This is a genomic window from Devosia sp. LjRoot16 (assembly GCF_964252795.1).
Taxonomy (GTDB): Bacteria; Pseudomonadota; Alphaproteobacteria; order Rhizobiales; family Devosiaceae; genus Devosia_A.
Map to the genome: position 1 here is coordinate 233,513 of NZ_CAXUPH020000003.1, position 24,294 is coordinate 257,806.

General features: G+C 64.7%; 26 protein-coding genes. 16 read left to right on the forward strand and 10 right to left on the reverse strand.

The window, feature by feature from the left end; translation table 11 throughout:
• Positions 1-107 precede the first annotated feature (107 nt).
• The 13 genes from ACSQ23_RS15575 (at position 108) to grxD (ending at position 11,316) form a co-directional block, all read left to right on the forward strand.
• Positions 108-1,193 carry an acyltransferase family protein gene (locus tag ACSQ23_RS15575; RefSeq protein ID WP_436091140.1) on the forward strand — a complete coding sequence of 362 codons (1,086 nt, stop codon included), beginning with the start codon at positions 108-110 and terminating at the stop codon, positions 1,191-1,193.
• Between the two features lie 95 nt (positions 1,194-1,288).
• Positions 1,289-1,954: a phosphoribosylformylglycinamidine synthase subunit PurQ gene (gene purQ / locus ACSQ23_RS15580; RefSeq protein WP_436091141.1), complete on the forward strand. Its 666-nt coding sequence runs from the start codon at positions 1,289-1,291 to the stop codon at positions 1,952-1,954.
• A 141-nt stretch (positions 1,955-2,095) separates the two neighbouring features.
• Positions 2,096-3,460: an RICIN domain-containing protein gene (locus tag ACSQ23_RS15585; RefSeq protein ID WP_436091142.1), complete on the forward strand. Its 1,365-nt coding sequence runs from the start codon at positions 2,096-2,098 to the stop codon at positions 3,458-3,460.
• A 137-nt stretch (positions 3,461-3,597) separates the two neighbouring features.
• Entirely contained in the window at positions 3,598-4,245 is a 648-nt protein-coding gene (locus tag ACSQ23_RS15590; RefSeq protein ID WP_436091143.1) for a Pr6Pr family membrane protein, read from the forward strand.
• Entirely contained in the window at positions 4,242-4,880 is a 639-nt protein-coding gene (locus tag ACSQ23_RS15595) for a Pr6Pr family membrane protein (protein ID WP_436091144.1), read from the forward strand. Before ACSQ23_RS15590 ends, ACSQ23_RS15595 begins: the two co-directional genes overlap by 4 nt.
• A gap of 78 nt (positions 4,881-4,958) precedes the next feature.
• A complete protein-coding gene (locus tag ACSQ23_RS15600) occupies positions 4,959-5,834 on the forward strand; it encodes a CHAD domain-containing protein (protein WP_436091145.1) in 876 nt (291 codons plus the stop codon).
• Positions 5,834-6,301 carry a CYTH domain-containing protein gene (locus ACSQ23_RS15605; RefSeq protein WP_055882158.1) on the forward strand — a complete coding sequence of 156 codons (468 nt, stop codon included), beginning with the start codon at positions 5,834-5,836 and terminating at the stop codon, positions 6,299-6,301. The genes ACSQ23_RS15600 and ACSQ23_RS15605 overlap by 1 nt, the downstream gene beginning before the upstream one ends.
• Positions 6,302-6,370: 69 nt before the next feature.
• Positions 6,371-8,602, forward strand: a complete 2,232-nt coding sequence (purL, locus tag ACSQ23_RS15610; protein ID WP_436091146.1) for a phosphoribosylformylglycinamidine synthase subunit PurL — start codon at positions 6,371-6,373, stop codon at positions 8,600-8,602.
• Between the two features lie 314 nt (positions 8,603-8,916).
• Complete coding sequence (gene msrA / locus ACSQ23_RS15615) at positions 8,917-9,429, forward strand: peptide-methionine (S)-S-oxide reductase MsrA (protein ID WP_055882164.1); 513 nt, start codon at positions 8,917-8,919, stop codon at positions 9,427-9,429.
• Between the two features lie 113 nt (positions 9,430-9,542).
• Positions 9,543-9,776: a BolA/IbaG family iron-sulfur metabolism protein gene (locus ACSQ23_RS15620; RefSeq protein ID WP_055882167.1), complete on the forward strand. Its 234-nt coding sequence runs from the start codon at positions 9,543-9,545 to the stop codon at positions 9,774-9,776.
• Positions 9,777-9,846: 70 nt separating this feature from the next.
• Complete coding sequence (locus ACSQ23_RS15625) at positions 9,847-10,263, forward strand: endonuclease domain-containing protein (protein ID WP_436091147.1); 417 nt, start codon at positions 9,847-9,849, stop codon at positions 10,261-10,263.
• Positions 10,260-10,895, forward strand: coding sequence for an HAD family hydrolase (locus tag ACSQ23_RS15630; RefSeq protein ID WP_436091148.1), 636 nt, complete (start codon positions 10,260-10,262; stop codon positions 10,893-10,895). Before ACSQ23_RS15625 ends, ACSQ23_RS15630 begins: the two co-directional genes overlap by 4 nt.
• Before the next feature lie 85 nt (positions 10,896-10,980).
• On the forward strand, positions 10,981-11,316 hold the full coding sequence (gene grxD / locus ACSQ23_RS15635) for a Grx4 family monothiol glutaredoxin (RefSeq protein ID WP_055882173.1): 336 nt from the start codon (positions 10,981-10,983) through the stop codon (positions 11,314-11,316).
• Between the two features lie 58 nt (positions 11,317-11,374).
• On the opposite strand, the gene ACSQ23_RS15640 is transcribed toward grxD, so the two are convergent.
• The gene (locus ACSQ23_RS15640) at positions 11,375-11,833 is read right to left on the reverse strand and encodes a hypothetical protein (protein WP_056000282.1); all 459 of its coding nucleotides are present in this window, start codon (positions 11,831-11,833) and stop codon (positions 11,375-11,377) included.
• A 117-nt stretch (positions 11,834-11,950) separates the two neighbouring features.
• Positions 11,951-12,265, reverse strand: a complete 315-nt coding sequence (locus ACSQ23_RS15645; RefSeq protein WP_056000285.1) for a Dabb family protein — start codon at positions 12,263-12,265, stop codon at positions 11,951-11,953.
• A 193-nt stretch (positions 12,266-12,458) separates the two neighbouring features.
• Here ACSQ23_RS15645 and ACSQ23_RS15650 point away from each other — a divergent pair, with 193 nt between their 5' ends.
• Together ACSQ23_RS15650 and ACSQ23_RS15655 are read left to right on the forward strand one after the other, a co-directional pair.
• Positions 12,459-13,691 (forward strand): MFS transporter, encoded by a 1,233-nt coding sequence (locus tag ACSQ23_RS15650; RefSeq protein WP_436091149.1) that lies wholly within the window; start codon positions 12,459-12,461, stop codon positions 13,689-13,691.
• A 118-nt stretch (positions 13,692-13,809) separates the two neighbouring features.
• Positions 13,810-15,063 carry a multidrug effflux MFS transporter gene (locus tag ACSQ23_RS15655; protein ID WP_436091150.1) on the forward strand — a complete coding sequence of 418 codons (1,254 nt, stop codon included), beginning with the start codon at positions 13,810-13,812 and terminating at the stop codon, positions 15,061-15,063.
• A gap of 81 nt (positions 15,064-15,144) precedes the next feature.
• Here ACSQ23_RS15655 and ACSQ23_RS15660 read toward each other — a convergent pair whose 3' ends face one another.
• Genes ACSQ23_RS15660 through ttcA form a run of 3 tightly spaced genes read right to left on the reverse strand, consistent with a single transcriptional unit; the run spans position 15,145 to position 17,626 of the window.
• Positions 15,145-15,864 carry a class I SAM-dependent methyltransferase gene (locus ACSQ23_RS15660; protein WP_055882188.1) on the reverse strand — a complete coding sequence of 240 codons (720 nt, stop codon included), beginning with the start codon at positions 15,862-15,864 and terminating at the stop codon, positions 15,145-15,147.
• A 32-nt stretch (positions 15,865-15,896) separates the two neighbouring features.
• A complete protein-coding gene (locus ACSQ23_RS15665; RefSeq protein ID WP_436091151.1) occupies positions 15,897-16,718 on the reverse strand; it encodes an inositol monophosphatase family protein in 822 nt (273 codons plus the stop codon).
• 23 nt (positions 16,719-16,741) lie between these two features.
• Complete coding sequence (gene ttcA / locus ACSQ23_RS15670; RefSeq protein WP_055882193.1) at positions 16,742-17,626, reverse strand: tRNA 2-thiocytidine(32) synthetase TtcA; 885 nt, start codon at positions 17,624-17,626, stop codon at positions 16,742-16,744.
• Between the two features lie 141 nt (positions 17,627-17,767).
• On the opposite strand from ttcA, the gene ACSQ23_RS15675 reads away from it, so the two are divergent.
• Complete coding sequence (locus tag ACSQ23_RS15675; protein ID WP_056000299.1) at positions 17,768-19,141, forward strand: peptide transporter; 1,374 nt, start codon at positions 17,768-17,770, stop codon at positions 19,139-19,141.
• 93 nt (positions 19,142-19,234) lie between these two features.
• On the opposite strand, the gene rpsD is transcribed toward ACSQ23_RS15675, so the two are convergent.
• From rpsD to ACSQ23_RS15700, 5 genes are all read right to left on the reverse strand, one after another.
• Positions 19,235-19,852, reverse strand: a complete 618-nt coding sequence (gene rpsD / locus ACSQ23_RS15680; protein WP_055882197.1) for a 30S ribosomal protein S4 — start codon at positions 19,850-19,852, stop codon at positions 19,235-19,237.
• 205 nt (positions 19,853-20,057) lie between these two features.
• Positions 20,058-20,528, reverse strand: a complete 471-nt coding sequence (locus tag ACSQ23_RS15685) for a hypothetical protein (RefSeq protein WP_436091152.1) — start codon at positions 20,526-20,528, stop codon at positions 20,058-20,060.
• Positions 20,529-20,651: 123 nt separating this feature from the next.
• Positions 20,652-21,890: an MFS transporter gene (locus tag ACSQ23_RS15690; protein ID WP_055882574.1), complete on the reverse strand. Its 1,239-nt coding sequence runs from the start codon at positions 21,888-21,890 to the stop codon at positions 20,652-20,654.
• A 72-nt stretch (positions 21,891-21,962) separates the two neighbouring features.
• The gene (locus tag ACSQ23_RS15695; RefSeq protein ID WP_055882201.1) at positions 21,963-22,781 is read right to left on the reverse strand and encodes an RNA methyltransferase; all 819 of its coding nucleotides are present in this window, start codon (positions 22,779-22,781) and stop codon (positions 21,963-21,965) included.
• A 16-nt stretch (positions 22,782-22,797) separates the two neighbouring features.
• Positions 22,798-24,255, reverse strand: coding sequence for a GGDEF domain-containing protein (locus tag ACSQ23_RS15700; protein ID WP_055882205.1), 1,458 nt, complete (start codon positions 24,253-24,255; stop codon positions 22,798-22,800).
• Positions 24,256-24,294 lie beyond the last annotated feature (39 nt).

Below are 24,294 nucleotides of genomic sequence, written 5' to 3' on the forward strand. Positions count from 1 at the left end.
ATCTTTAGTTATTAAGCACTTGGCTTAAGCCTAAGTGCAGGCATTTCGTCCCAGATGCGATCCCAGGCGTTACAACGCGCGGGACGCGCCCCGGGAGCCCCAGAGAAATGCCGACTGCAGCCAACCGTCTCGATTGGGTAGATGCCGCCAAGGGCCTTTCCATCATCCTCGTGGTGATGATGCATTCGGCCTACGGCGTCGGCGAAGACCTGAACGGCACCGGCGTCCTGCATTACATCATCGGCTGGGCCACCCCGTTCCGCATGCCGGAGTTTTTCCTGATCTCCGGCCTGTTCCTCGGGCAGGTGATCGCACGCCCCTGGGCCGCCTATGCCGATCGCCGGATTGTCCACTATCTCTATTTCTATGCGCTCTGGGCCGTGCTGCAGATCGTCTTCAAGGTCGGTCTTGGCACCGGCGACTTCGCTGCCGTCGGCAGCCAGATCCTCTGGGCCATCGTCGAACCCTACGGCGTTCTGTGGTTCATCTACATGCTGGCGGTCTACTCGCTGGTGACCAAGCTCCTCTTCAGCAGCAAGGTGCCGCACTGGCTGGCGCTTGCTGCAGCCGCCGGGCTGCAGATCTTCCCGGTCACATCGGGCATCGCCCTCGTCGACCACTTCGCGGCCTATTTCGTCTACTTCTACGCCGGCTATGCCTTCGCGCCGCTGGTGTTCCGCATCATCGCCGCGGCGCAGGGGCATGTGCTCTGGGCTGCGCTGGCGCTCGTGGCCTATGCCTTCATCGAGGGCTTCCTGGTGTTCGGCGGCGGCTCGGAACTGCACCCGCGCGGCATCACCATGGGCTATGCCGCCCTGCCCGTGCTGCACCTGGCGCTCGGTTTCATCGGCTCGCTCGCCGTCTGCCTCACCGCGGCGCTGTTGATCAGGCTGCCATGGACGGGCTGGCTGCGCTGGCTCGGCGAGCACTCGATCGTCGTCTATCTCAGTTTCTCGATCCCGATGGCCGCGAGCCGCACCCTGCTGGAGAGCACCGGCCTGATCCCCGACGTCAGCACCGTCAGCGTCATCGTGATGACCATCGCCCTGCTGTCGCCGCTGGTGCTCTACTGGCTGATCGAGAAGACCGGCTGGGGCAGGTTCCTGTTCGAGCGCCCGGCCTGGGCCCACATCCCCGGCACGCCCGGCAGCCGCAGCACCATCAAGCCATCAGCGGTGCAGCCGGCCGAGTAAGCCACAGCCGATCGGGCGGAACTGCGGTTCCGCCCTTGCTTTTGCCACCAAGACCTGACCAAAGGATCGGCATCCCGCATCTGGAGCTGCTGCCGATGAAAGCCGCCGTCGTCGTGTTCCCCGGTCTCAACCGTGATCGCGACATGATCGCGGCCCTCACCAAGATCGGTGGCGAGGCGCCGGCGATCGTCTGGCACAAGGATGCTGAGATCCCCAAGGTCGACCTGATCGTCATCCCCGGCGGCTTCTCTTATGGCGACTACCTGCGCGTCGGCGCCATTGCAGCGCGCTCCCCGGCCATGGATACCATCCGCGAGCGCGCGGCACAGGGCGTCAAAGTGATGGGCGTCTGCAACGGCTTCCAGATCCTCAGCGAGGCCGGCCTCGTTCCCGGCGTGCTGATGCGCAACGCCTCGCTGAAGTTCGTCTGTCGCGAAGTGAAGCTCTCGGTCGAGAATGCCGCCACCGCCTTCACCAGCGGCTACGCCCAGGGCCAGGTGATCCGCTGCCCGGTCGCCCACCACGACGGCAACTACTTCGCCGATGCCGAGACCCTCGCCGCCGTCGAAGGCAACGGCCAGGTGGCGTTCCGCTATGCTGAGGGCACCAACCCGAACGGCTCGCTCAACGATATCGCCGGCGTGTTCAACGATAAGAAGAACGTCCTCGGCCTGATGCCGCACCCCGAGAACCTGATCGAGACCGCGCATGGCGGCACGGACGGCAGGCAACTGTTCGCGGCGTTGCTCGAAGCTGCCTAAGCGGTAACCCACAGGTCACCAATGCTGACTTGATCGCCTTGCACTCCAGTGCGAGGAATCGTCTCGTTGCGGCGCTGGCTCGAGCCCGGGAGAGGGACGATGCGTTGGCGACTGAGAGAGGCTGGCCTGGCGCCGGCAGTCTTGTCCTTCCTTCTGGCGATGATGATGGGCGGCCTGGCCGTCCTTTTTGTTTTCGCCGGCAGCGCCTCGGCCCAGGGGCCGTATCTCGAGATGATCGAGATCGTGCCGGATGACCCCGGCAACGATCCGCGCTGGGGCGTCGCAGACGGGCACATCTCGATCGAGGACGCTCAGTACAAGACTTATCGGGCCGACTACACCTGGACGCCGCCACCACGCACCAGCGACGGCGCCGGCTTTACGGTCAACATGACCATCGAGGGCAAGGCAACGCCGAACCGCATCTATGCGGGCATCGGCATGAACAGCCCCACGGGTGGCTTTGAGTTCGACAAGGACCCAGCCAGCGCCGACGTGTCGGTGCCCGACGCACAACAGGGCGGGTCCGAAAGCCGGACGAACTCGATTTCGGTCCATGTTACGCCGTCGCCGACACTCGCCGACGGTTCGACCATCGAGCTCAGAATCGGAGCGTTTTACGGCTATGGCGTCACCTATCGCTATCGCGTCTCGGCGACCGACACGGGCGGAGGTGGCGGCGGAGGAGGCGGTGGAGGAGGCGGTCCGGATGAAGGCCCGCTGATGGTCACCGTCGATTGCCCGACCGAGATCTTCATCGGGCAGTTGCCCAGCCTCAACTGCCACCTGCTGATCAGCGGCTACCGTCGCAACACCGCCGATCCCGTCGAGGTGCTGGTCCCCAACATGCTCGACCAGTTCGGCAACCACGCCAACGGCATCCAGGTCGTCGATCTCGACGGCGCGCAGGATGTGTTCAACTGGGTCGGGACCTATAGCTGGGGCTTCTTCGTCTATGCCTGCCAGGCGCCTAACATCGGAGCGAACTGCTACAACAACGTCGCCGTGCCGGGCCCGGCCAGTATCCCGGTGATCGTGCAGCAGAAGGGATTGCAGGCGGTCAACCTGCTGCTCAACTTCAACGTGGTCGGCAAGGGCGGCGGCCAGCTGGGCGGCCTGGGTCAGGAAGTGCGGATCGGCAGCCGGTGGATCGCCAGCGCGTTCCTCAACAATGAGACCGGCCAGCCCACCAGCACCACCATCCTGCTCGACTGGCTGAGTGCCCGCTGGACCCTTGATCCGGTGGAGGGCGGCTATGTCCGTATCCATAGCGTCTGGAAGCCCGAGGAGTACCTGCATGTCGAGAACGGCTATCTCGCGGTGGGGCCGATCCAGCCCGAGTGGCAATCGGCGATGTGGCAGATGGAGCCGAGCGGCGGTGGCTACTACGTGCGCTTCCGCAACCTCTGGCAGGCCGACGCCTACCTCAATGTCGAAAGCGGCGCGCTGGCGATCAGCCCGATCGGGCAGGATTGGTTGAGCGCTGACTGGTGGCTGCTGCGCTAGCGGAAAACTGCTCGGGCGCGCTTGGCGATAGCGCCGGGCGCGCCCTACCTCGCGACCGCGGTCCAACTTGCGATGGCGGATCGCCGCGACGCGCACTAGTCTCGGCTCATTGCAACGATTTCTGCCGAGATTGCCAATTGCGGATATTGCTCGCCTGGGCCGCGATCCTTGCCGGCGCTGCCGGCCTTACGCTCGACTGGTCGGCCATCTTCCCGTCGGTGATGACCGTTTCGACGACCAATCTGGTGGCGCGGTCGTTCCCCGACGCGTTCATCTACTTCTGGACCTACTTCACCCACCTGACCAACCTGTGGCTGCTGCTGACCTACGCCGCCGTGCTGTCAGGCTGGAACTGGCTTGGCTGGTTCCGCCGGCCGGTGATCATGGCCTCGGCGGCCGCCTTCATCACGCTGGTAATGCTCTACTACCACTTCATGCTGGCCCCGACGCTGCAACTCGAAGGGGCGCTCGGCATCGCCACCTGGTTGCTCCACTACGTCGCGCCGATCCTCTACCTCGTCTGGTGGGCCCTGTTCGCGCCGCATGGCGTGCTGCGCTTCCAGCATATCGGGCTGATGCTGCTGCCGGGCATCGGCTATGTGGCCTGGGTTCTGCTGCGCGGCGCCGTGGTCCACGAGTACCCCTATGATATCCTCGATGCCGGCAAGTTCGGCTATGGCGGGGTGGCGATCGGCGTTGCCGTGCTGCTGGTTGCCGTCAGCATCTTTTCCGTGATCATTGTCTGGGGCGATCGCGTTTTGGCGCAGAGGGGGAAACCGGCATGACACTACGAACGGTGTTGCTGTGGTTCGGCGCCATCGCCGGGCCGACTACCCTGCTGGCGCGCACCCGGCTGACGCTGACCAGCCGGCTCGAGAGCGGCGACAACCTGGTCGGGGCGCTGGCCTTTCTGTTCACCTTCTTCACCGTGCTCACCAACCTGATGATGGCGCTCTGCTACGTTGCGGCGGTGACCAGCTGGGGTTGGCTCGGCTGGTGGAGCCGTCCCTTCGCCCGCGGGCTGACGGTCGGCTCGATCGTCATGGTGTCGGTCTACTACATCTTCTTTCTGTCGGGCCTCGAGTCCTTCACCGGCATCGACAACGTCCTCAACATCTACATGCACTACCTGGCGCCATGGCTGTTCGTGCTGTGGTGGCTGCTGACGCCCGAGCACGGCGCGCTGCGCTTCGCCGACGTGCCGAAGATGCTGCTTTATCCCCTCCTCTACGTCATCGTGGTGATGCTCCGCGGCGCGCTGGTGCACGAGTACCCCTACCCCGTTCTCAACGTCGATCAGCTGGGTTACGGCCAGGTCGCCATCGGCTGCCTCGGCATGCTGATCGGCTTCGTCGCGATCTATGCGCTGACCGTCGCCGTCGACCGCTGGCTCGGCCGCCGGCAGCTGGCGCGAGTCTGATGCCTGGCTCGAGTCTGACGCCTTGTTTGTGACACTCGCTCGCCCCTAAGCTCGCCCTTTCATCGGGGCGGTAAGTCCATGAGTTTCGAGTGGTCGCGGGACGATGTCACCGTGGGTGACGGGTTCCTGCGTATAGCGCGCGAGCAGATCGGCAAGGCCATCGCCGGCGCCGAGAACGGCCAGGAGTCGCCCGAAAGGCGGGTGCACGAGGCCCGCCGGCGCTGTAAGAAACTGCGCGCCCTGTTCCGCCTGGTCCGCCCGGGCTTCGCTGCTTACGCTGCCGAAGATGCCTTCGTGCGCGATGCGTCGCGCAGCCTCGCCGCCGCCCGCGACATGCGGGTTACCCAGCAGACATACATCGAACTGATGGCGTGGGCCCACCGACCGGCGCCGCCTCTGCCGTCCGACACGGCCGACCATGACGGCGAAGTGGCAGCCCTGCGAAGCTTCGCCAAACAGATGCGCAACCTCGAGGAGCGCAGCGGCGATTGGCATGTCCACCGAATCGATCTCGATACCCTCGCCAGTGGCCTCAAGCACACTTACGGCCGTGGTTGCCACACCGGCCGGGAAGCCAATCGACGCCGTACCGACGAGGCCTTCCACGAGTGGCGCAAGTACAGCAAGTACCATTGGAACCAACTGGGGCTGCTCGAGGGCTGCGCCCAGGAGATCCTCCCCTCTGCCCATAAATGTGCCGGCGATCTCGCCGACCAGTTGGGCCTGCATCACGACCTGGCGGTGCTGCAAGACCTGCTGAACACTTCGCCGGCCGACCTCGGTCCGGATATCGATGTGGTGTTCGCAACCGATGCGGCCGACCGGCGCCAAGCCGAGATCGAAGCGAGGATCGCAACCCTCGGCCGGCAGGTCTTCGCCGAAAAGCCCAAAGCCCTCAAGGCGCGCTTCTCCGCCTATCTCGAGGGCTGGATGAGACGCGAGGCCGCTGAGTAATGGGCATCGAGATCGAGCGGAAATACCTCATCGCCAGTGCCGGCTGGCGCGACCTTGTGACCGCCACCCAACTGCTGCGCCAGGGCTACCTCACCGCCGGCAGCGGCGTCACCGTACGCGTCCGGACCGTCGATGACCGGCTCGGCTACATCACCATAAAGAGCGGCGGTTCGGCTCTCGCCCGCGCCGAGTTCGAGTACGAAGTGCCGATCGCCGATGCACGGCAGATGCTGGGTTACGTCCGCGGCGCGCAGATCGAGAAGCTGCGACATCTCCTCGACCTGCCCGGCGGTGATTGGGTGGTCGATGAATTCCAGGGCCGGCACGCCGGCCTGCTGATCGCCGAAGTCGAGCTCGAATCCCCGACCGGCAAGCTCGACCTGCCCGACTGGCTCGGCGACGAGGTCACCGGCGACCCGCAATACTACAATTCCAGCCTTGCCATGCTGGTCGGCGGGGAAATCTGAGGCATTTGTGGTGTCCCCCGCGAGTCGTATCCGCTATAGCGAACGCCAGCGGATCAGGGCCGGAATCGGATGACCTTCAACAACCACATCACCATCACGCCAGAGCTTGTTGCCGACCATGGACTTAAGCTCGACGAGTACCAGAAGATCCTGCAGCTGATCGGCCGCACGCCGACCTATACCGAGCTCGGCATCTTCTCGGCGATGTGGAACGAGCACTGCTCGTACAAGAGCTCGAAGAAATGGCTGCGGACCCTGCCGACATCAGGCCAGTTGGTGATCCAGGGGCCGGGCGAAAATGCCGGCGTCGTCGATATCGGCGATGGCCAGGCTATCGTTTTCAAGATGGAATCGCACAACCACCCCAGCTACATCGAGCCCTACCAGGGCGCAGCGACCGGCGTGGGCGGCATCCTGCGCGACGTCTTCACCATGGGGGCGCGGCCCGTTGCGGCGATGAACGCGCTGCGTTTCGGTGATCCCAAGCACGAAAAGACCAAGCACCTTGTCTCCGGTGTCGTCGCCGGCGTCGGCGGCTACGGCAACTCCTTCGGCGTCCCCACCGTTGGCGGCGAGGTCGAATTCGACGAGCGCTATAACGGCAATATCCTGGTCAATGCCTTCGCCGCCGGCCTCGCCGATACCGACAAGATTTTCTATTCCAAGGCCGAAGGCGTCGGCCTGCCTGTCGTCTATCTCGGCGCCAAGACCGGCCGCGACGGCGTCGGCGGCGCCACCATGGCCTCGGCCGAGTTCGGCGACGACATCGAGGAGAAACGCCCCACCGTGCAGGTCGGCGACCCCTTCACTGAAAAACGCCTGCTCGAGGCCTGCCTCGAGCTGATGGCCACCGGTGCGGTGATCGCCATCCAGGACATGGGCGCCGCCGGGCTCACCTGCTCGGCCGTGGAAATGGGCGCCAAGGGCGACCTCGGCGTCGAGCTCAACCTCGACATGGTGCCGGTGCGCGAAGACGCGATGACGCCCTACGAGATGATGCTGTCGGAAAGCCAGGAGCGCATGCTCATGGTGCTGCATCCCGAGAAGGAAGCTGAGGCCCGCGCCGTCTTCGAAAAGTGGGAGCTCGACTTCGCTACCGTCGGCGTGACCACCGACGACCTCCGCTTCCGCGTCATGTGGCAGGGCGAGGAAGTCGCCAACCTGCCGATCAAGCAGCTCGGCGACGAAGCGCCGGAATACGACCGCCCGTGGACCGCGCCCGTGGTGCCTCCGGCGCTCGCCGCCGACGACATTCCGCAGATGGACATCGCCGATGCGCTGCTGAAGCTGCTCGGCTCGCCGGCGCTCTCGTCGCGCCGCTGGGTGTACGAGCAGTACGACACGCTGATCCAGGGCAACTCGCTACAGCGCCCCGGCGGCGATGCCGGCGTCATCCGCGTCGATGGTCATCCCACCAAGGCGCTCGCCTTCACCTCCGACGTCACCCCGCGTTACTGCGAGGCCGACGCCTACGAAGGTGGAAAGCAGGCTGTCGCCGAGTGCTGGCGTAACCTCACGGCTACCGGTGCCGACCCACTGGCCGCCACCGACAACCTGAACTTCGGCAACCCGGAACGCCCCGAGATCATGGGCCAGCTGGTGCATGCGGTGCAGGGCATCGGCGATGCCTGCCGTGCGCTCGGCTTCCCGATCGTCTCGGGAAACGTCTCGCTCTACAACGAGACCAACGGCCGCGGCATCCTGCCGACCCCGACCATTGGCGGCGTCGGCCTGATCCCCGACTGGTCGAAGATGGCCCGCGCCGCCTTCGCTGCCGAAGGCGAAGCGATCCTGCTGTTCGGCGCACCGGATTGGTGGGGTACGCATCTCGGCCAATCGATCTACCTTCGCGAGCTGTTCAACCGCAAGGACGGCACCCCGCCGCCGGTCGATCTCGCGCATGAGCGCAAAGTCGGCGACCTCGTCCGCATCCTGATCCGCGATGGCATCGCGACAGCGGTGCACGATCTTTCCGATGGTGGCCTCGCGGTCGGTCTCGCCGAAATGGCGATGGCTTCGGGCATCGGCGCCACCGTCAACCAGCTCGATGGCGGCGACCCGCTGCCGCTGTTCTACGGCGAAGACCAGGGCCGCTACCTCGTCACCATGAGCCGGACCAACCTCGATAAGTTCTACGCCGAGGTCTACCCCTATGCCGGCGTGTTCGCCCCCTGGATCGGCAATACCGGCGGCACCTCGCTGACCCTGGGCGAAGCCCGCCCGGTCTCGATCGCCGACCTCAAGGCGGCGCACGAAGGCTGGTTCCCGGAGTTCATGGCGGGCGAGATCGCCGAAGTCTAGGCACCCGACTGTTCGAGACGGCGCCCTCCCGGCCTCCCCCATGAAGGGGGAGGTGAAGAGTCGAGGCTCTGTCTTCGATCGCGCCAAAGACGCCGGCGCGGCACCTCCCCCTTTATGGGGGACTTCGAACCGTCCCGTAGGGCAAATCGCTCCAGTGGAGCGATTTGAGGCGAGAAGGCCATGAGAGCTGCGCTCGAATGGCAAAGGAGGGGGCCGTCTGCCTCAACGACGCGCAATGCCATTTCCGTGACCGGGTGTAACATTCCGCCTCGCCGGTGCGTATATAGAGCGCATCCCAAATAATGGAGACCATCATGACGACCACTGAGCGGGCGGTTCTGGCTGGCGGGTGTTTCTGGGGCGCGCAGGAGCTGCTGCGCCACAAGGACGGGATTATCTCCACCCGTGTCGGCTACTCGGGCGATGACGGCTTCGCCAACGCCACCTATCGCAGCCACGGTGACCATGCCGAGGCGGTCGAGATCAACTTCGATCCCAGCCGCATCAGCTACCGCGACATCCTGGAGTTCTTCTTCCAGATCCACGATCCCTCGACCAGGAACCGGCAGGGCAACGATGTCGGTCGCGCCTATCGTTCTGCGATCTTCTATGAGAATGCCGAGCAGAAGGCGGTGGCCGAGGACACCATCAAGGACGTCGACGCCTCCGGCTTGTGGCCCGGCAAGGTCGTGACCGAGTTGCAGCCGGTCGGCCCGTTCTGGGAGGCCGAGCCCGAGCACCAGGACTATCTGCAGCGCATCCCCAACGGTTACACCTGCCACTGGGTGCGGCCCAACTGGAAGCTGCCCAAGCGCCAGGCGGCCTGACCGGAACGATCTCAGAAAACCAAACGGGCGCCGGGAAACCGGCGCCCGTCTCGTTGAACGCCCCTCTGCCGCATGCCATATCTCAGGTGGGCTCAACTACCGGGAGACATGTCATGGGCATGGCCGCTAACGAAATCGAACGCCGCATCCTCAAGGCCCTTCCGGACGCCATCGTCGAGATTCGCGATCTCGCCGGCGACGGCGATCACTACGCCGCAACGGTCACCTCCGAAGCCTTCCGCGGCAAGACCCGCGTCCAGCAGCACCAGATGGTCAACGCGGCGTTTGGCGAAGACATGGGGACGGTGCTGCATTCTCTGGCGCTGCAGACGAAAGCGCCGGATTAGTCCCCCTTATCCTCCCCCGCGTGGCGGGGGAGGGGGACCAGCCGAAGGCTGGTGGAGGGGGGAGCCAATCGTGCGGGCATCATCGAAAAGCTATGGCAGCGCCAAGCGCCTGCGCCGCGAGATGCCCCTGCCTGAGGTCATCCTCTGGCAGCTGCTCCGCGGCGGCAAGGTCCACGGCCTCCGCTTCCGCCGACAGCACCCGGTGGGACCGTTCGTCCTCGACTTCTACTGCGCCGAACGGAAGCTGGCGATCGAGGTAGACGGTCGCGCCCACGACAACACCGAACGCGTTGGGCAGGACGAGCGACGAACCATGTGGCTGAACAATCAGGGGATTCGAGTTATCCGCTTCATGGCGAGCGACATTCTCGACCCAGAGGCACTTGAAGCCGTCGCGGTGAGCATCCGAGAGAACGCGGCCCCCTCCACCGGCTTCGCCGGTCCCCCTCCCCCGCCCCGCGGGGGAGGATCAGGGGGCTCACCATGACCCGCATCGTCCTCTTCGACGTCGATGGCGTGCTCGTGCACGGCTATCATGCCCGCCCGGAAAAGCAGATCCGTTGGGATGAGAACCTGCTCGCCGACCTCGGTGTCGACCCCGAGCGGTTCAAGAGCGAGTTCATCTACGACATCTTCATCAAGAAGGTGATCGTCGGGCAGATATCGCTGCTCGAGGCGCTGGATCGCACCCTGCCCGGCCTCGGCTATCGCGGCCCCAGCATGGCCTTTGCTGGCTACTGGCTGAGCCATGACAGCAACGTCAACCAGCCGCTGCTCGATGTGGTGGCGCAACTCAAGACCGTCGGCACGACGCTTTACCTCGCCACCAACCAGGAACACATGCGGGCCCAGTGGCTATGGCAGCAGCTGAAGTTCGGCGAGCTGTTCGAGGACATGTTCCACTCCGCCCGGATCGGCCACGCCAAGCCGGCAAAACCCTATTTCGACTGGGTAAGCAACCGCCTCGGCCGACAGGCCGAGCCGCCGCTGTTTTTCGACGACCGCGAGGACATCGTGAAGGCCGCCCGCGCCCACGGCTGGGAGGCGGTGCAGTACGAGGGACTCGAGGATGTCACCGGCCATCCCTGGATCGCGCAGCGGCTAAGCATCGTCAAATGACGATGAGCACCTCGACAGCGCCGCATTGCAGGACTATTTACGAGAGAGCGGAGCCGGCATCCTCCCCGGCCTGAAAGGCATGCATATGAGCGACATCAACGCACTGATCGACGAGCAGGTGAAGAATAACGACGTGTTCCTCTATATGAAGGGCACGCCGGATTTCCCGATGTGCGGCTTCTCCGGCCGCGTGGTGCAGATTCTCGGCTATCTCGGCGTCGACTATCAGAGCGCCAATGTGCTGGAGAACCAGGACCTGCGCGAGGGCATCAAGGCCTACGCCAACTGGCCGACCATCCCGCAGCTCTACATCAAGGGCGAGTTCGTCGGCGGCGCCGACATCGTCACCGAGATGTTCCAGGCCGGCGAACTGCAATCGCACCTCGCCGATAAGGGCATCGCGGTCAAGCAGACCGCCTGACGCCAGTCACGGACCGATAGCAAAAAAGGCCGCGTCTTCGGACGCGGCCTTTTTGCGTTCAGTAGTCCAGCCCGAACTGGATCTCGATCCGGTGGTAGCGCCCGCCCTGACCGGCCCACTGGTGGTAGATCTCGCGGCTTTCCCCGGAGAAGACGTGTCGGGATGCCTCGATCGCCGCCACCAGCGGCGCGTACCCCTCAGTGAACAACGTCCGCATCGAGCCCTGATGCATCGCGCTCGCCACCATGATCGGTTCAAGGTGGGCAACCGCGAACGGCCCATCATAGCCATCGGCGCGGCGCACCGGGCGGCAGAAGCGAAGCTCGAATTCGGTCTTGCTGTCCCTGGGCAGATTGCGCGCCACGAATACCCACGGCCCGGCGATTTCCAGCCCGCTGCGCGCGATTTCGGCATCGAGCTGCCCGGTAATCTCTGGGCTGACCTGCTTGATCGCTGCAATAGTGAGCCGCCGGCTGGTGCTGAGCACCACCATTGCTTCGGTTTCCTTGATGTCCATCATCGCCCTCCCGGTCGCGGTAAAGCTGATGCGCGCTCAGTTTCCGGGCAAGCCGAATGCTGGAAAATCCTTCCGCTCGAGTGCTAGTCCGATGGCGGGAAAGAAATAGTCTTGCGTTCAGGCCGAGCGGCGCAGCACCACACTCGCCTCGTGCGCCGGAACATCCGCTGCGAACCGCAGTTCACGCAGCGGCCGCACGCGACGGGTGGCTTCGGCATAGAGCGGGTGCGCCTTGTAGGCAGCCAGGGCCGCTTCGTCAGCAAACTCGGCATAGACCACCACATCGACGTCGTTGCCGAACTGGTCGACCTTGCTGTTCCGCGTCACCTCGAAATGCAGCGCGTGCGGGATCTGGCCCAGCAGATTCAGTCCCTCGACCACGGCGTCGAGATTGGCGGGCTTGGCGGTAAAGAAGACGATATGGCGGATCACGAGGCGAAGCTCCGTTGCTGCACCGCATATAGTCCTCCCCGATCGCCAGACAACTGCGGCATGAGGCCACGATCACGCAACGTGATGGCTGGCATAAGCAAAATACGTTTCCAGCGAGGCCCGCCCGGAGTGTAAAAGTACGTGTAAGTACACGCTCTCCCTCCCCGCCCCACCTCCTCTGAGTCCTCCCGCCATGTCCTCGATCACCGCCACCCGCTCTGCGGCGACGCCGCTTATTGCGCTGATCATCTGCGGCTGCATCATCGCGGCGGTGACCAATGGCATCCGCACCAGCTTTGGTCTTCTGACCCTGCCGATGACGTCGGACCTCGGCCTGACCCGCGAAGCCTGGGGCATGGCGATGGCCATCCAGAACCTCGCCTGGGGTATCGCCCAGCCGTTCGCCGGCGGTCTCGCCGATCGTTACGGCACGGCCAAGGTGATCATCGGCGGCCTGTTGATCTATGCGGCAGGTCTCGCGCTGATGGTGGTCTCGCCCACCGGCTCGATGCTCAACCTCACGGCGGGCGTGATCACCGGGGTCGGCATCGCCACCTCGTCCTTCTCCATCGTGATGATCGCCTTCGGTCGCCGTGTGCCGCAGGAAAAGCGCAGCCTGGTTTTCGGCGTCGCCACCGCGGCCTCATCATTCGGCCAGTTCGCCTTCGCGCCGATCGGACAGGCCTTCATCAGCAATTTCGGCTGGCAGAGCGCTCTCATCTACGCCGCCGCCATCCTGGCGCTGGTGATCCCGCTGACCTTCGCGCTACGCGGCCGCACCGAGCGCGCCGCCGGCCAAGCCGATCTCAAGTTCATGGAAGCGCTGAGCCGCGCCTGGGGGTTCGGGTCCTACCGCCTCCTGGTCGTCGGCTTTTTCGTCTGCGGCTTCCACCTCGCCTTCGTCAACGTCCACATGCCCGCCTATCTGGTGCAGTGCGGCCTGTCTCCGGAAGTCGGCAGTTGGGCCATCGCGGTGATCGGGCTGTTCAATATCGTCGGCTCGCTCACCGCCGGCTATCTGGGCGGTCGTCTCCCCAAGCAGCTGCTGCTCGCCTCGATCTACTTCAGCCGCGCCGTGGCCATTGGCCTGTTCGTGCTGTTCCCGGTCACCGAGATCAGCGCCTACATCTTCGCCGCCGCGATGGGCTTGCTGTGGCTCTCCACCGTGCCGCTGACGGCCGGGCTGGTGACGCTGTTCTTCGGCGCCCGCTACATGGGGATGCTCTATGGCGTTGCGTTCTTCAGCCACCAGCTGGGCTCGTTCGTTGGGGTGTGGCTGGGTGGCTTCGTCTACGATCACACCGGCTCCTACAGCATCGTATGGTACCTGGGGATCCTCCTCGGGCTCGCGTCGGCGGCCATTCACCTGCCGATCCACGAACTCAGCGCCCAGTCGTTCCAGCTGAGGCAAGCTTCTTCCAGCTAAGACTCGACAATAGCCTCAGCCTCTCGAAAGTATTGATCACCCGCGGGTTGCCAAAGGCCGGAGATGCGCGCATCTTCCCGGCCTTTCCGGCCCTCCCCCGGCCATTTCTGAGCAAACAATGTCCGATACATCGCCGACCACGCGGGACCTCTCCCGCGTTGAATTCATTATCCTTGTTGCAGGGCTGATGGCGCTCAACGCGCTGGCCATCGACGTCATGCTGCCGGCGCTGCCCTATATGGGCGAAGCATTCGGCATCAGCCACGAGAACGAGCGGCAGTTCGTCGTCGGCGTCTACATGTTCGGCTTCGGCATTGCCCAGCTCGCCTTCGGCCCACTCACCGACCGCTTCGGCCGCCGCGGCCCGCTGCTGGTCGGCCTCGCCATCTACCTGATCTGCGCCTTTGCCGCGACCTTCGCCCCCACTTTCGGGGCGCTGCTGGCGCTGCGCTTCGTCCAGGGCATGGGCGCTGCCGGCACCCGCGTCATCGCCACGGCCGTGGTGCGCGACAAGTTCTCCGGCCGCGAGATGGCCGAGATCATGTCGCTGACCTTCATGGTGTTCATGGCCATCCCGATCCTTGCGCCGGGCATCGGGCAACTGATCCTCCTGGCCGGCCCCTGGCAGTATATCTTCCTGTTCATGGGCGGCCTCGCGACGGCGATCAGCCTCTGGGCCTTCTTCCGCCTGCCCGAGACCATGCACCCCGAATACCGGCGCCCGCTCAGCTTCGGCTCGATCGTCGACGGTTTCCGCATCGTCGTCACCAACCGGGTGGCGCTGTTCTATGGCCTCGCCGGCACCTTCCTGTTCGGCGCCATGTTCGGCTTCATCTCGGCGAGCCAGCAGATCTTCGTCGAGATCTATGGCCTCGGGCCGTACTTCCCGGTGGCCTTTGCCGCCATGGCCGGCACCATCGCCGTCGCCCAGTTCATCAACTCGCGCGTCGTACGCCGCTTCGGCATGCGCCGCCTCAGCCACAGCGCGGCGCTGGTCTACCTCGGCGCCGCCGCCATCCTGGTGGCCGTGGCGCTGATGGGCCCGGTGCCGTTCCCGGTATTTTTCGGGTTGCTGATGGTGATCCAGTTCTTCTTCGGCTGGGCCGCGTCGAACATGAACTCGCTGTCGATGGAGCCGCTCGGCAACGTCGCCGGCACCGCCGCCTCGGTCTTCGGTTTCACCCAGACGGTCGGCGGCGCCTTGATCGGCACCTATATCGGCCAGCATTTCAACGGCACGATCGTCCCCAACGCGCTCGGCTACGCCACCATGGGCGCCCTGGTGCTGGTCTCAATCCTCATCGCTGAGAAGGGCAAGCTGTTCGGCGTCAGCCCGCAATACGAGACGCATCACGACGACGGCGGGCACTAGTCTAGCGCTTTCTGCCGAGCCGTCTGCACAAGCCTTGCGCTCCCCTCCCCTTGCGAGGAGGGAATCAAAACTGGCCTGCACTCAGCCGTTCTTACGCCCCACGAAGATGGTCCAGCCGAGCATCGGCCGAATGATCCGCTGGTAGTGCATCCAGTCGTCGCGGCTCTTCTGCAGCACCTCGGCGTGGTCCCGGTGGTTCGGGTTGTCGCGCGCCCACATCAGCGTCGCGTGCCGCTGGTGGCTCTGGTAGCGCTCGTAGTCGGCGTCCGACGCGCTGATCGTTGCTGAGACCTCGGCGCCGTGGCGCTCCATCACCCCCATCATGCTGACCGTGTCGGGCGGCAGGATATCGCCCTTCGGCACCGCCGGTGGATGCCTGAGAACGGTCGTTCCGAGCACCAGCGACCCACCGGGTTTCGCGGCGGTGGCCATCCATTCGAGCGCCGCCGGCACGTCGCCGAGCGAGGCTGCCGCGCCGAGGCAAAGCACCACGTCGTAGGACGCCGGCTCGATCTTGAAACCCTTTACCGACGCATTGTGGAAGGTCAGCTGGCCGCGGGCCGGGGTCTTCCGGCGCGCCGCTTCGAGAAACCGCGCGTTGATGTCGATGCCGACGCCCTGGATGGCGAATTTCTCCGCCCAGTGCCGCATCAGCCAGGCCTTGCCGCAGCCCATGTCGAGGACACTCATCCCATCGCGGATGGAACAGTAATCGTCGAGCAACCGCAGCTTCCGATCGGTAATCGGGTTCTGGATTTCGACTTCGCGATCGGCGATCGCCCAGTAGTTCAGCTGGTCCAAACCGCGTCTCCCCTCGACGGATCAGACCCTCACTATAGCGTAAACACCTCTGAGCGCAGTAAATTCCAGGTATCGCGATCACTCGCAATTAGTAGCCCACCGTCCCGGTGGCTCGGCAGATAGGCCGAGCCGTCGAACCGGGCCACATGGCCACCGGCCTCCTGCGAAATCAGCGTTCCGCCCAGGTGATCCCACGGCATCAGCTTGTTGAACATCACGAAGTGCGAGAAGCCGGTCGCGAATGTCCGGTAGTCGTGCCCGGCGACACGGTAGTTCGCCGCCACTTTGATTTTGGCGAGGTTGGCCAGCACCGTCGGCTTGCTCTCGGCCGGCAGGAAGGTGATCGACACGTGGCCGACCAGGTCGGCCAGCCCCGGCGCCGTCGCCACCTTGAGCCGCCATTGCGTGCCGTCCGGCCGCCGCTGCCAGGCGCCACCGCCCTGCTCCGCCAGCACCCAGTCGTCGCCCATCGGGTCGTAGATGATCCCGGCAATGGTCTCGCCATTCCGCACCACTGCAGCCATTGTCGCGAATAGCGGCAGCCCCGCCGCGAAGTTGGCCGTGCCGTCGACCGGATCGACGACGATGGCGAACGCGGCCCGATCCAGTTCGTCGAGCAGCGCCGGATTGGCCGCCACCGATTCCTCGCCGACGAACAGCGCCTCGGGCCAGGCCGCCTCTACTGCTGCCTTGATCCGCCGCTCCGCCTGCTCATCCGCCTCGGTCACGAGGTCGATCGCATCGGTCTTCTGCCGCACCATCCCTGCGTCGAGGTGCCGGAAGCGCGGCAGAATTTCTGCCTTGGCCGCATCACGCAGGATGACGGCAAGGCGGTCGATATCAAAACTCGGCATGGTCACTCTCGGTGTTATCGGGGTCAGGCGCCGGAAGCGCCATCCTTCGGCGCGCCGCTGAGGCCAAGGAAGTCGAACAGCTTTGGGTCGAGCAAATGGCTCGGCCGCACATTGCCCAAGGCGCGGATCATGATGTCCTTGCGCCCCGGCATCCGCTTCTCGATGTCGTTGAGCATCGCCTTCATGGCGTTGCGCTCCAGCCCCTCCTGCGAGCCGCAGAGGTCGCAGGGAATGATCGGGAACGCCATGTGCTCGGCGAATTTCTCGAGGTCCGGCTCGGCGCAGTAGATCATCGGCCGCAGCACCTCGACATCGCCGTCATCGTTCATCAGCCGCGGCGGCATCGCCGCGAGCTTGCCGCCATGGAACAGGTTCATGAAGAACGTCTCGAGGCTGTCCTCGCGGTGATGCCCCAGCACCAGCGCCGAGCACCCCTCTTCGCGCGCGATGCGATAGAGATTGCCGCGCCGCAGTCGCGAGCAGAGCGAACAATAGGTCGCGCCCTGCGGCAGCGTGCTGGTCACCACCGAATAGGTGTCCCGATACTCGATGCGGTGCGTGATGCCGTTCTGGGTCAGCCACTCCGGCAGGATGTGCTTGGGAAAGTTCGGCTGCCCCTGGTCGAGGTTGCAGGCGATCAGCTCCACCGGCAGCAGCCCGCGCCACTTCAAATCGAGCAGCAGCGCCAGCATGCCGTAGCTGTCCTTGCCGCCCGAAATGGCCACCAGCCACTTCTCGCCGGCCCGCGCCATGCCGAACTTCTCGATCGCCTCGCGCATATTGCGGACCAGGCGCTTCCTGAGCTTGTTGAACTCAACGCTGCGCGGCGCCGCGGCAAACAGCGGATGCGTGCCGGAGAGGTCCTCGGCATCTGCTTCGAGTACGGCTGGGCTGACGATCTGGTTCATGCCGCTGCTGTAGCAAACCCGGCGCCTTACCGGAAGCTTGCGGCAATTTTAACTCGCGGCAAGGTTCCACCGGATTTGTTGCCGGTCGCGGATTTAGTCAGTTAGATGACCCTGACCTCACGGAACCCCAAGGAGTCTCCCTTGTTCCGCTCATTTTTCCCCGAACCCAAGCTGTTCTTCTCATCGGCCGTGATCTGGATGGTCCTTGCCACCGTGATCTTCTTCGTCGCCGGTGGGCCGATCCGTTCCGTAGTCGGCCTTGATCGTTTCCTGGCTCCGGCGATTTGCGCGCCGGCGCCAGCCGCGGCCGATTCCACAGCGCCCAGCAATGAAGCGCCGGCAACGCAGAGCGCTGCCAACCCTAACGCGCCGGCCGCGACCGACGGCAGCGCCCCTGTCGCCACACCGGCCAACTGCGTCGCCGAGGATACTAACTTCCTCAACGGCGCAAAGCTCTGGGAGTATCAGTTCGTCCTGATGGTCGCGATCGCGTTCTGCGTGTTCTGGTACTTCTACAAGCGCAACGAGTGGTACTGGTGGTCTGTCGTTTCGTCGACGGCGATCCTTCTGGTTCTCTATTTCAACGTCCAGGTCGATGCCTGGATCAACGATTGGTCCGGCACCTTTTTCAATATGGTGCAGCAGGCCCTCAGCCAGCCAAGATCGGTGGAGCCGGCCACGTTTTACGGTCAGGTATTCATCCTCTTCGCCGTGCTGATGCCGAACATCCTCGTTCTGGTGCTGCTCAATTTCTACACGTCGCACTACGTGTTCCGTTGGCGCAAGGCGATGAACTCCTACTACATGGCCTACTGGCCATCGATCCGCACTACCGAGGGCGCAGCACAGCGCGTCCAGGAAGACACGATGCGGTTTGCCGACACAGTGGAAGACCTCGGCACAAGCTTCTTCTCCTCACTCATCACGCTGGTGGTATTCCTGCCGCTGCTCTGGGGCTTCTCCCAGCACATCACCGAACTCCCGATTCTGGGTGCCGTGCCTGGTAGCCTCGTTTGGGTAGCATTGGTCGCCGCGGCCCTCGGTACCGCGATGCTGGCCCTCGTTGGCATCAAGCTTCCGGGCCTCAACTTCGCCAACCAGCGGGTCGAGGCTGCCTATCGTAAGGAGCTGGTCTATGGCGAGGACAACGCCGATCGCGCGGAGCCGGTAACGGCGCGGCAACTGTTCGCCAACGTGCAGAAGAACTATTTCCGGCTGTACTTCCACTACACCTACTTCAACCTGGCGCGGTACGCGTACCTTAACCTGGTCGGCTATGTACCCCTCCTCGCCATGTCGCCGTCCATCCTCGCCGGAACGCTGACATTGGGTCTCTACCAGCAGATTTCGACGGCGTTCAGCCAGGTCTCCTCGTCGTTCCAGTTCTTCGCTCGGGCCTGGACAACCATTGTGAACCTGCTGTCGGTCTACCAGCGCCTGCACCAGTTCGAGGGCTTTATCCCGAGCGATCAGGAACCCATCAAGGAATCCCTCTCCGGCGCGCCGGCTCAATAGCGGGGGTAGGCCGCCCAAGGGCGGCTATCGCCCCAAAACAAAAGGGCCGCCCCATCGGGGCGGCCCTTTCCAATTCCGCGGTGTGTCGCGCGATTAGCGCGAGTAGAATTCCACCACCAGGTTCGGTTCCATCTGCACCGGGTACGGCACGTCCGACAGGGCCGGGACGCGGACGTAGACGGCGGTCTGCTTACCGTGATCGACTTCCACGTATTCGGGAACGTCGCGCTCGGCGAGCTGGTTGGCTTCGAGCACGATGCCGAGCTGCTTGGAGCGCTCGCGCACCTCAACCTTGTCGCCGACCTTGACCTGGTAGGACGGGATGTTGACGCGCTTGCCGTTGACCAGGATGTGGCCGTGCGACACGAACTGACGGGCCGCGAACACGGTCGGCACGAACTTGGCGCGGTAGACGATGGCGTCGAGACGGCTCTCGAGCAGGCCGATCAGGCGCTCGCCGGTGTCGCCCTTGACGCGCGAAGCTTCGGTGTAGAGCTTCTTGAAGGCCTTCTCGGTGATCGAACCGTAATAGCCCTTGAGCTTCTGCTTGGCGCGCAGCTGCAGACCGTAGTCGGAGGTCTTGCCCTTGCGGCGCTGGCCGTGCTGGCCGGGGCCATAGGCACGGTTGTTAAGCGGGGACTTCGGACGGCCCCACAGGTTTTCGCCAAGACGGCGGTCGATCTTGTGCTTAACTGAATCGCGCTTCGACATCGGAATCCTTTCATAGATCGTCGAAAGTGATTGCGCCCTCCTCTGCCCGTCCTTGCGGAACGGACCGACAGATTCTCTGAATTCAGGGAATCCCGGGTGCGCTCGAGGAGCCCGAGGGCTCGACAAGTGGGCGCGTGATAGAGGCGGAAACCGCAGGAGTCAAGCGCCGCGGGCCATTCGGGCGTGCCGGCGGCGCTTCGGTCGCTTAGCGTTCCTTGCGGCGCGTCCTGCCTTCGAGTGGCCCGATTGCCTCGAGCAGGGCTTCGAGAAGCGGCTGCAACTCGGCGCTCGCGACGCCAGTGGCCGGCCCTTCCTCGTCGAGCATCGCGAGCGTCTGGTCTTCCCCGTTGCCACCGCCCACCACCGGATAGGTCCAATGGTAGATCAGCGGCAGCCTGGCGTTGTTCTTCTTGTGCTTCAGGCGCACGACGATCGTGTCACCCGGTTTCACGTTGATCCCGGTGATGTCGATCACCCCGTTGGCGTCGATGCCGACACCATGCGGACTGACCGGGCTGTTGGGATCAATCCCGCCGATCCCGAGCACCTCGACGCTCGCGTCCGTCTGGTTGATATGCACGTCGGTCGCCGTCATGTTCGGCTGGTTGTTCTTGGGTGGTCTGCTGCCCAGCTTTTCCGGGCACTTGAGTTCGTAGTTGTCCGTGTGTTGAGGCATCCTTTCCTCCCTTGCATGCGGCCGGACGCTCCGGCCTGCAGGGCAGAATTAGCCCGCGCTCACTTGTTCGGCGCTTTAAGTTCTGGACACAGATTATTTCAACTCGTGTCAACCCGTAGCGGGCTACACCATTTTCCGGTCGAGGGTGCGCTGGTTTCTCAGCCCCGGGAACAGCCGGCTCCACAACACCGCAATGGCGATCGAGCCGAAGCCGCCAATCACCACCGCCGGCACCGGACCGATCAGATGCGCCACCGTGCCGGCACGGAACTCGCCCAGTTCGTTCGAGGCGCCGATAAACACCGAGTTCACGGCGTTCACCCGGCCGCGCACCTCTTCAGGGGTCCAGAGTTGCATGATGGTCTCGCGGATGGTGACGCTCACCATGTCGGAGGCGCCCACCAGCGCCAGCGCCGGCACCGAGATCCACACCGTCGTCGAAAAGCCGAACAGCACGGTGAAGGCGCCGAACAGTCCGACGAACAGGAACAGCAGCTTTCCCGCATGGTCGCGGATCGGGAAACGGGTCAGGAGCAGCGCCATGGCGATGGCGCCGATGCCCGGTGCGGCGCGCAGGAACCCGAGCTCCTGCGGACCGGCATGGAGGATGTCCTTGGCATAGATCGGCAGCAGCGCCACGGCGCCGCCCATCAGCACGGCGAACATGTCGAGCGAAATCGCCCCCAGCACCACCTTGTTGGAAAAGATGTAGCGAAAGCCCGCCAGCATGGTCTCGAGGCTGGTCGCCTGGTGCGACTCCCGATGCTGCGGCTTCGATATCATCAGCACCGAGCCCATGGCGATGACCAGCAGCACCGCGCCGGTACCGAAGGCCACCGACGGCGCGATGCCATAGAGCAACCCACCCACCGCCGGGCCTGCGATCGAGGCGAACTGCCAGGCCGACATATTGGTGGTGATGGCGTTGGCCAGCGCTTCCGGCGGCACGAGGTTGGGCGCCAGCGATTGCGCGGCGGGGCTCCAGAACGCCCGCGCCGTGCCCAGCACGACGAGAATGCCGAAGATCGGCCACACCTCGTGCGCCTCGGCATTGACGAAGGCCAGGAAGCCCAGCGCGCAGAGCAGTTCCACCCCGAGGCAGATCGCCATGATCATCCGCCGGTTGAAGCGATCGGCGGTGAGCCCGGTAATCAGGATCAGCACCAGCGCCGGCAGGAACAGCGACAGCCCCACCAACCCGAGCAGGAACGCCTCGCCGGTCACGTCGTAGATCTGCCAGGCGATCGACACCGACATGATCTGCACCGCAAAGCTGACCAGCAGGGTGGTCAGCCAGAAGAAGCGGAAGTTCCGGTAACTGAAGGCGAGCTTGGAGGGCTCGGCGGCGGGGGGAGAAGACATGGTGATGGGTGATGCCACGCGCACCGACAAGGCGTCAAAGCATACTTTGGGCGTTGTTCGGCTGCCCGGAGGTCAGTCCTCGGACTTCGCCGCCTTTGCCGCCTCGGCCTCTCGCGCCTTCCGCCCCTGCCGCAGATGCGCCCGGTCGATCGACGAAATCACGCCGCGCAGCGTCCGGATTTCCTGGGTCGAGAGTTGCGCCCGGGCAAATGCGGCGCGCAGGTTATCCACCATGGTCGGTCGCTTGTCCTCGGTCTTGAAGAAGCCGGTACGATCCAGCGTTTCCTCGAGATGCAGAAACAGCCCGATCAGTTCCTCGCGCGGTGCGGTCGGGTCGAGCCCGCCGCTGAACGGCAGCACCTCGCCCTTGTCCGCCTGCTGGCGCCACTCATACGCCATCAGCAGCACCGCCTGCGCGATGTTGAGCGAGGCAAACGCCGCCTCGACCGGGAAGGTTACGATGGCGTCGGCGAGCGCCACTTCCTCGTTATAGAGGCCCCATTTCTCCCGCCCGAACAGCAGCCCGGCCTTCTCGCCGCCGGCGATGTGCGAAATCATCCGCTGCGCCCCTTCCTCGGGGCCATAGACCGGCTTCTGCATATCGCGCCGTCGGGCGGTGGTGGCGAACACCAGTTGCAGGTCGGCAATCGCCTCTTCGACCGTCGCGAACACGCGCACCTTGTCGATGACGTGGTCGGCCCGCGATGCCGCGGCGATGGCCCGCTCGTTCGGCCACGGGTCACGCGGGTTGACGATCCTGAGGTCCCACAGCCCGAAATTCGCCATTGCCCGCGCCGCCGTACCGATATTCTCGCCCAGTTGCGGTTCGCACAGGATGATCGCCGGGCTTGGCCGGAAGGTGAACTCCTGCGATTTATCGGTTCCGGCCATCGGCCCTGATATCCTTTCAGTGCATCGGCGGGCGTTCCGATCCATCGAGGTCTGAGACCACCACCTGGTCGCGCCCTGCCCGCTTGGCCTCATACATCGCGCGGTCGGCGAGCGAAACCATTTCGGAGAGCCCGCCGCTGCTTGCGACGTCGAATGCCACCCCGATACTGACGGTGATCCGCTGCAGGTTGCCGCTTTCCAGTACCACCGCGAGGTTGGCGACGGCCTTGCGCATCCGCTCCGCCACCGCCTGGGCTTCGCGCCGCGTCACCCGCGGCAGCACCAGCGCAAACTCCTCTCCGCCGATCCGGCCGAACAGATCGCCCTGTCGGATGGCGGTGCGGATCGCCGCTGCCACCGCCACCAGCACCCGATCCCCGGAGGGGTGGCCGTGCACGTCGTTGATCTGCTTGAAATGGTCGGCATCGAGCACCAGCACCGCGACCGCCGCCTGTTCTTCAAGCAGTTGCGACAGCAGCCGGATCCCTTCGTCCATAAAGGTGCTGCGGGTCAGCGCATCGGTCAGTGAATCGTGGCGCGCCAGCCGTTCCAGTTGCTCGATCCGGCGGCGGCGTTCCGCATTGACGCTGGCGATCACCATCGGCCCCAACGCCACCAGTGCCACGGCCATGTGTACTGCGGTGATCGCATCGCCCGTCACATCGGCGCCGAGCCCCAGGTCGAACAGTCCGAGCTTGATGCCGATCATCGCCAGCCCGGAGTAGATCATCACCAGCACCGCCGTGGCAGCCAGCGGCAGCGCCAGCGCGCACCAGATCAGCGCCGGCACCGGAAACACGATGGCGACCGGATGCGCCACCAGCAGCGACAAACCGATCGCCGCGCCAAGCACCACAACCGGCAGCAGCAGCGGCCACGCCCGGCCTGCCCGCAGCTTGGGCAGCGGCAGCCACTTCGATGGCGGCGGCACCGTCAGCAGCACCGGCAGGAACGCCAGATAGTTCACCAGCTCGGCTGCGAACCATCCGGCCCACGCCTCGAAATAGCTGAGGCCGGTGATCTCGCTCAGCGCCACCCCGCCGACAATGCCGGCGGCCGCCGACGCGGCGCACGCCATCAGCAGCAGCGAGATCACGCCCTGCGGTCGCGACAGCGCCCGGTCTTCCGGCTCGAGCGAACCGAACAGCAGCATGAAGGCGAGCACGCCCAGCAGGTTGCCGCCGGTCAGCACCAGGGCGAGGCGCAGGCTGTCGCCTATCACCACTGCCGCCGCGAGGTATCCGGCGGCGGCGCCGAGAATCACCGGCAACGTGCGCAGCCGTTGCGAGCGCACCAGCACACCGGCGAGCACCGCGTTGGCGGGCCAGAATGCCGCAAGGAACCCGATCGGTCGCGACAGGCTACCGGCGATGGCGGCAAGGAAGATGAGGGTGGCGACGATCAGCACGTCGCGGGCGTGAAACGATAGAAAGCTGGGCGTGCGGCTGCCCCCGGCCGCGGGCGTCAAGTCCATGGGGTCCTCTATGCGTGCGTCCATTCGCGACATCGCGCC

What these genes read in the sequence shown, in the direction of transcription:
- ACSQ23_RS15575 (WP_436091140.1), top strand. Translation starts at nt 108, where the DNA reads ATGCCGACTGCAGCCAACCGTCTCGATTGGGTAGATGCCGCCAAGGGC.
- purQ (WP_436091141.1), top strand. Translation starts at nt 1,289, where the DNA reads ATGAAAGCCGCCGTCGTCGTGTTCCCCGGTCTCAACCGTGATCGCGAC.
- ACSQ23_RS15595 (WP_436091144.1), top strand. Translation starts at nt 4,242, where the DNA reads ATGACACTACGAACGGTGTTGCTGTGGTTCGGCGCCATCGCCGGGCCG.
- ACSQ23_RS15600 (WP_436091145.1), top strand. Translation starts at nt 4,959, where the DNA reads ATGAGTTTCGAGTGGTCGCGGGACGATGTCACCGTGGGTGACGGGTTC.
- ACSQ23_RS15605 (WP_055882158.1), top strand. Translation starts at nt 5,834, where the DNA reads ATGGGCATCGAGATCGAGCGGAAATACCTCATCGCCAGTGCCGGCTGG.
- purL (WP_436091146.1), top strand. Translation starts at nt 6,371, where the DNA reads ATGACCTTCAACAACCACATCACCATCACGCCAGAGCTTGTTGCCGAC.
- msrA (WP_055882164.1), top strand. Translation starts at nt 8,917, where the DNA reads ATGACGACCACTGAGCGGGCGGTTCTGGCTGGCGGGTGTTTCTGGGGC.
- ACSQ23_RS15620 (WP_055882167.1), top strand. Translation starts at nt 9,543, where the DNA reads ATGGGCATGGCCGCTAACGAAATCGAACGCCGCATCCTCAAGGCCCTT.
- ACSQ23_RS15630 (WP_436091148.1), top strand. Translation starts at nt 10,260, where the DNA reads ATGACCCGCATCGTCCTCTTCGACGTCGATGGCGTGCTCGTGCACGGC.
- grxD (WP_055882173.1), top strand. Translation starts at nt 10,981, where the DNA reads ATGAGCGACATCAACGCACTGATCGACGAGCAGGTGAAGAATAACGAC.
- ACSQ23_RS15640 (WP_056000282.1), bottom strand. Translation starts at nt 11,833, where the DNA reads ATGGACATCAAGGAAACCGAAGCAATGGTGGTGCTCAGCACCAGCCGG.
- ACSQ23_RS15650 (WP_436091149.1), top strand. Translation starts at nt 12,459, where the DNA reads ATGTCCTCGATCACCGCCACCCGCTCTGCGGCGACGCCGCTTATTGCG.
- ACSQ23_RS15655 (WP_436091150.1), top strand. Translation starts at nt 13,810, where the DNA reads ATGTCCGATACATCGCCGACCACGCGGGACCTCTCCCGCGTTGAATTC.
- ACSQ23_RS15665 (WP_436091151.1), bottom strand. Translation starts at nt 16,718, where the DNA reads ATGCCGAGTTTTGATATCGACCGCCTTGCCGTCATCCTGCGTGATGCG.
- ttcA (WP_055882193.1), bottom strand. Translation starts at nt 17,626, where the DNA reads ATGAACCAGATCGTCAGCCCAGCCGTACTCGAAGCAGATGCCGAGGAC.
- rpsD (WP_055882197.1), bottom strand. Translation starts at nt 19,852, where the DNA reads ATGTCGAAGCGCGATTCAGTTAAGCACAAGATCGACCGCCGTCTTGGC.
- ACSQ23_RS15685 (WP_436091152.1), bottom strand. Translation starts at nt 20,528, where the DNA reads ATGCCTCAACACACGGACAACTACGAACTCAAGTGCCCGGAAAAGCTG.
- ACSQ23_RS15690 (WP_055882574.1), bottom strand. Translation starts at nt 21,890, where the DNA reads ATGTCTTCTCCCCCCGCCGCCGAGCCCTCCAAGCTCGCCTTCAGTTAC.
- ACSQ23_RS15695 (WP_055882201.1), bottom strand. Translation starts at nt 22,781, where the DNA reads ATGGCCGGAACCGATAAATCGCAGGAGTTCACCTTCCGGCCAAGCCCG.
- ACSQ23_RS15700 (WP_055882205.1), bottom strand. Translation starts at nt 24,255, where the DNA reads ATGGACTTGACGCCCGCGGCCGGGGGCAGCCGCACGCCCAGCTTTCTA.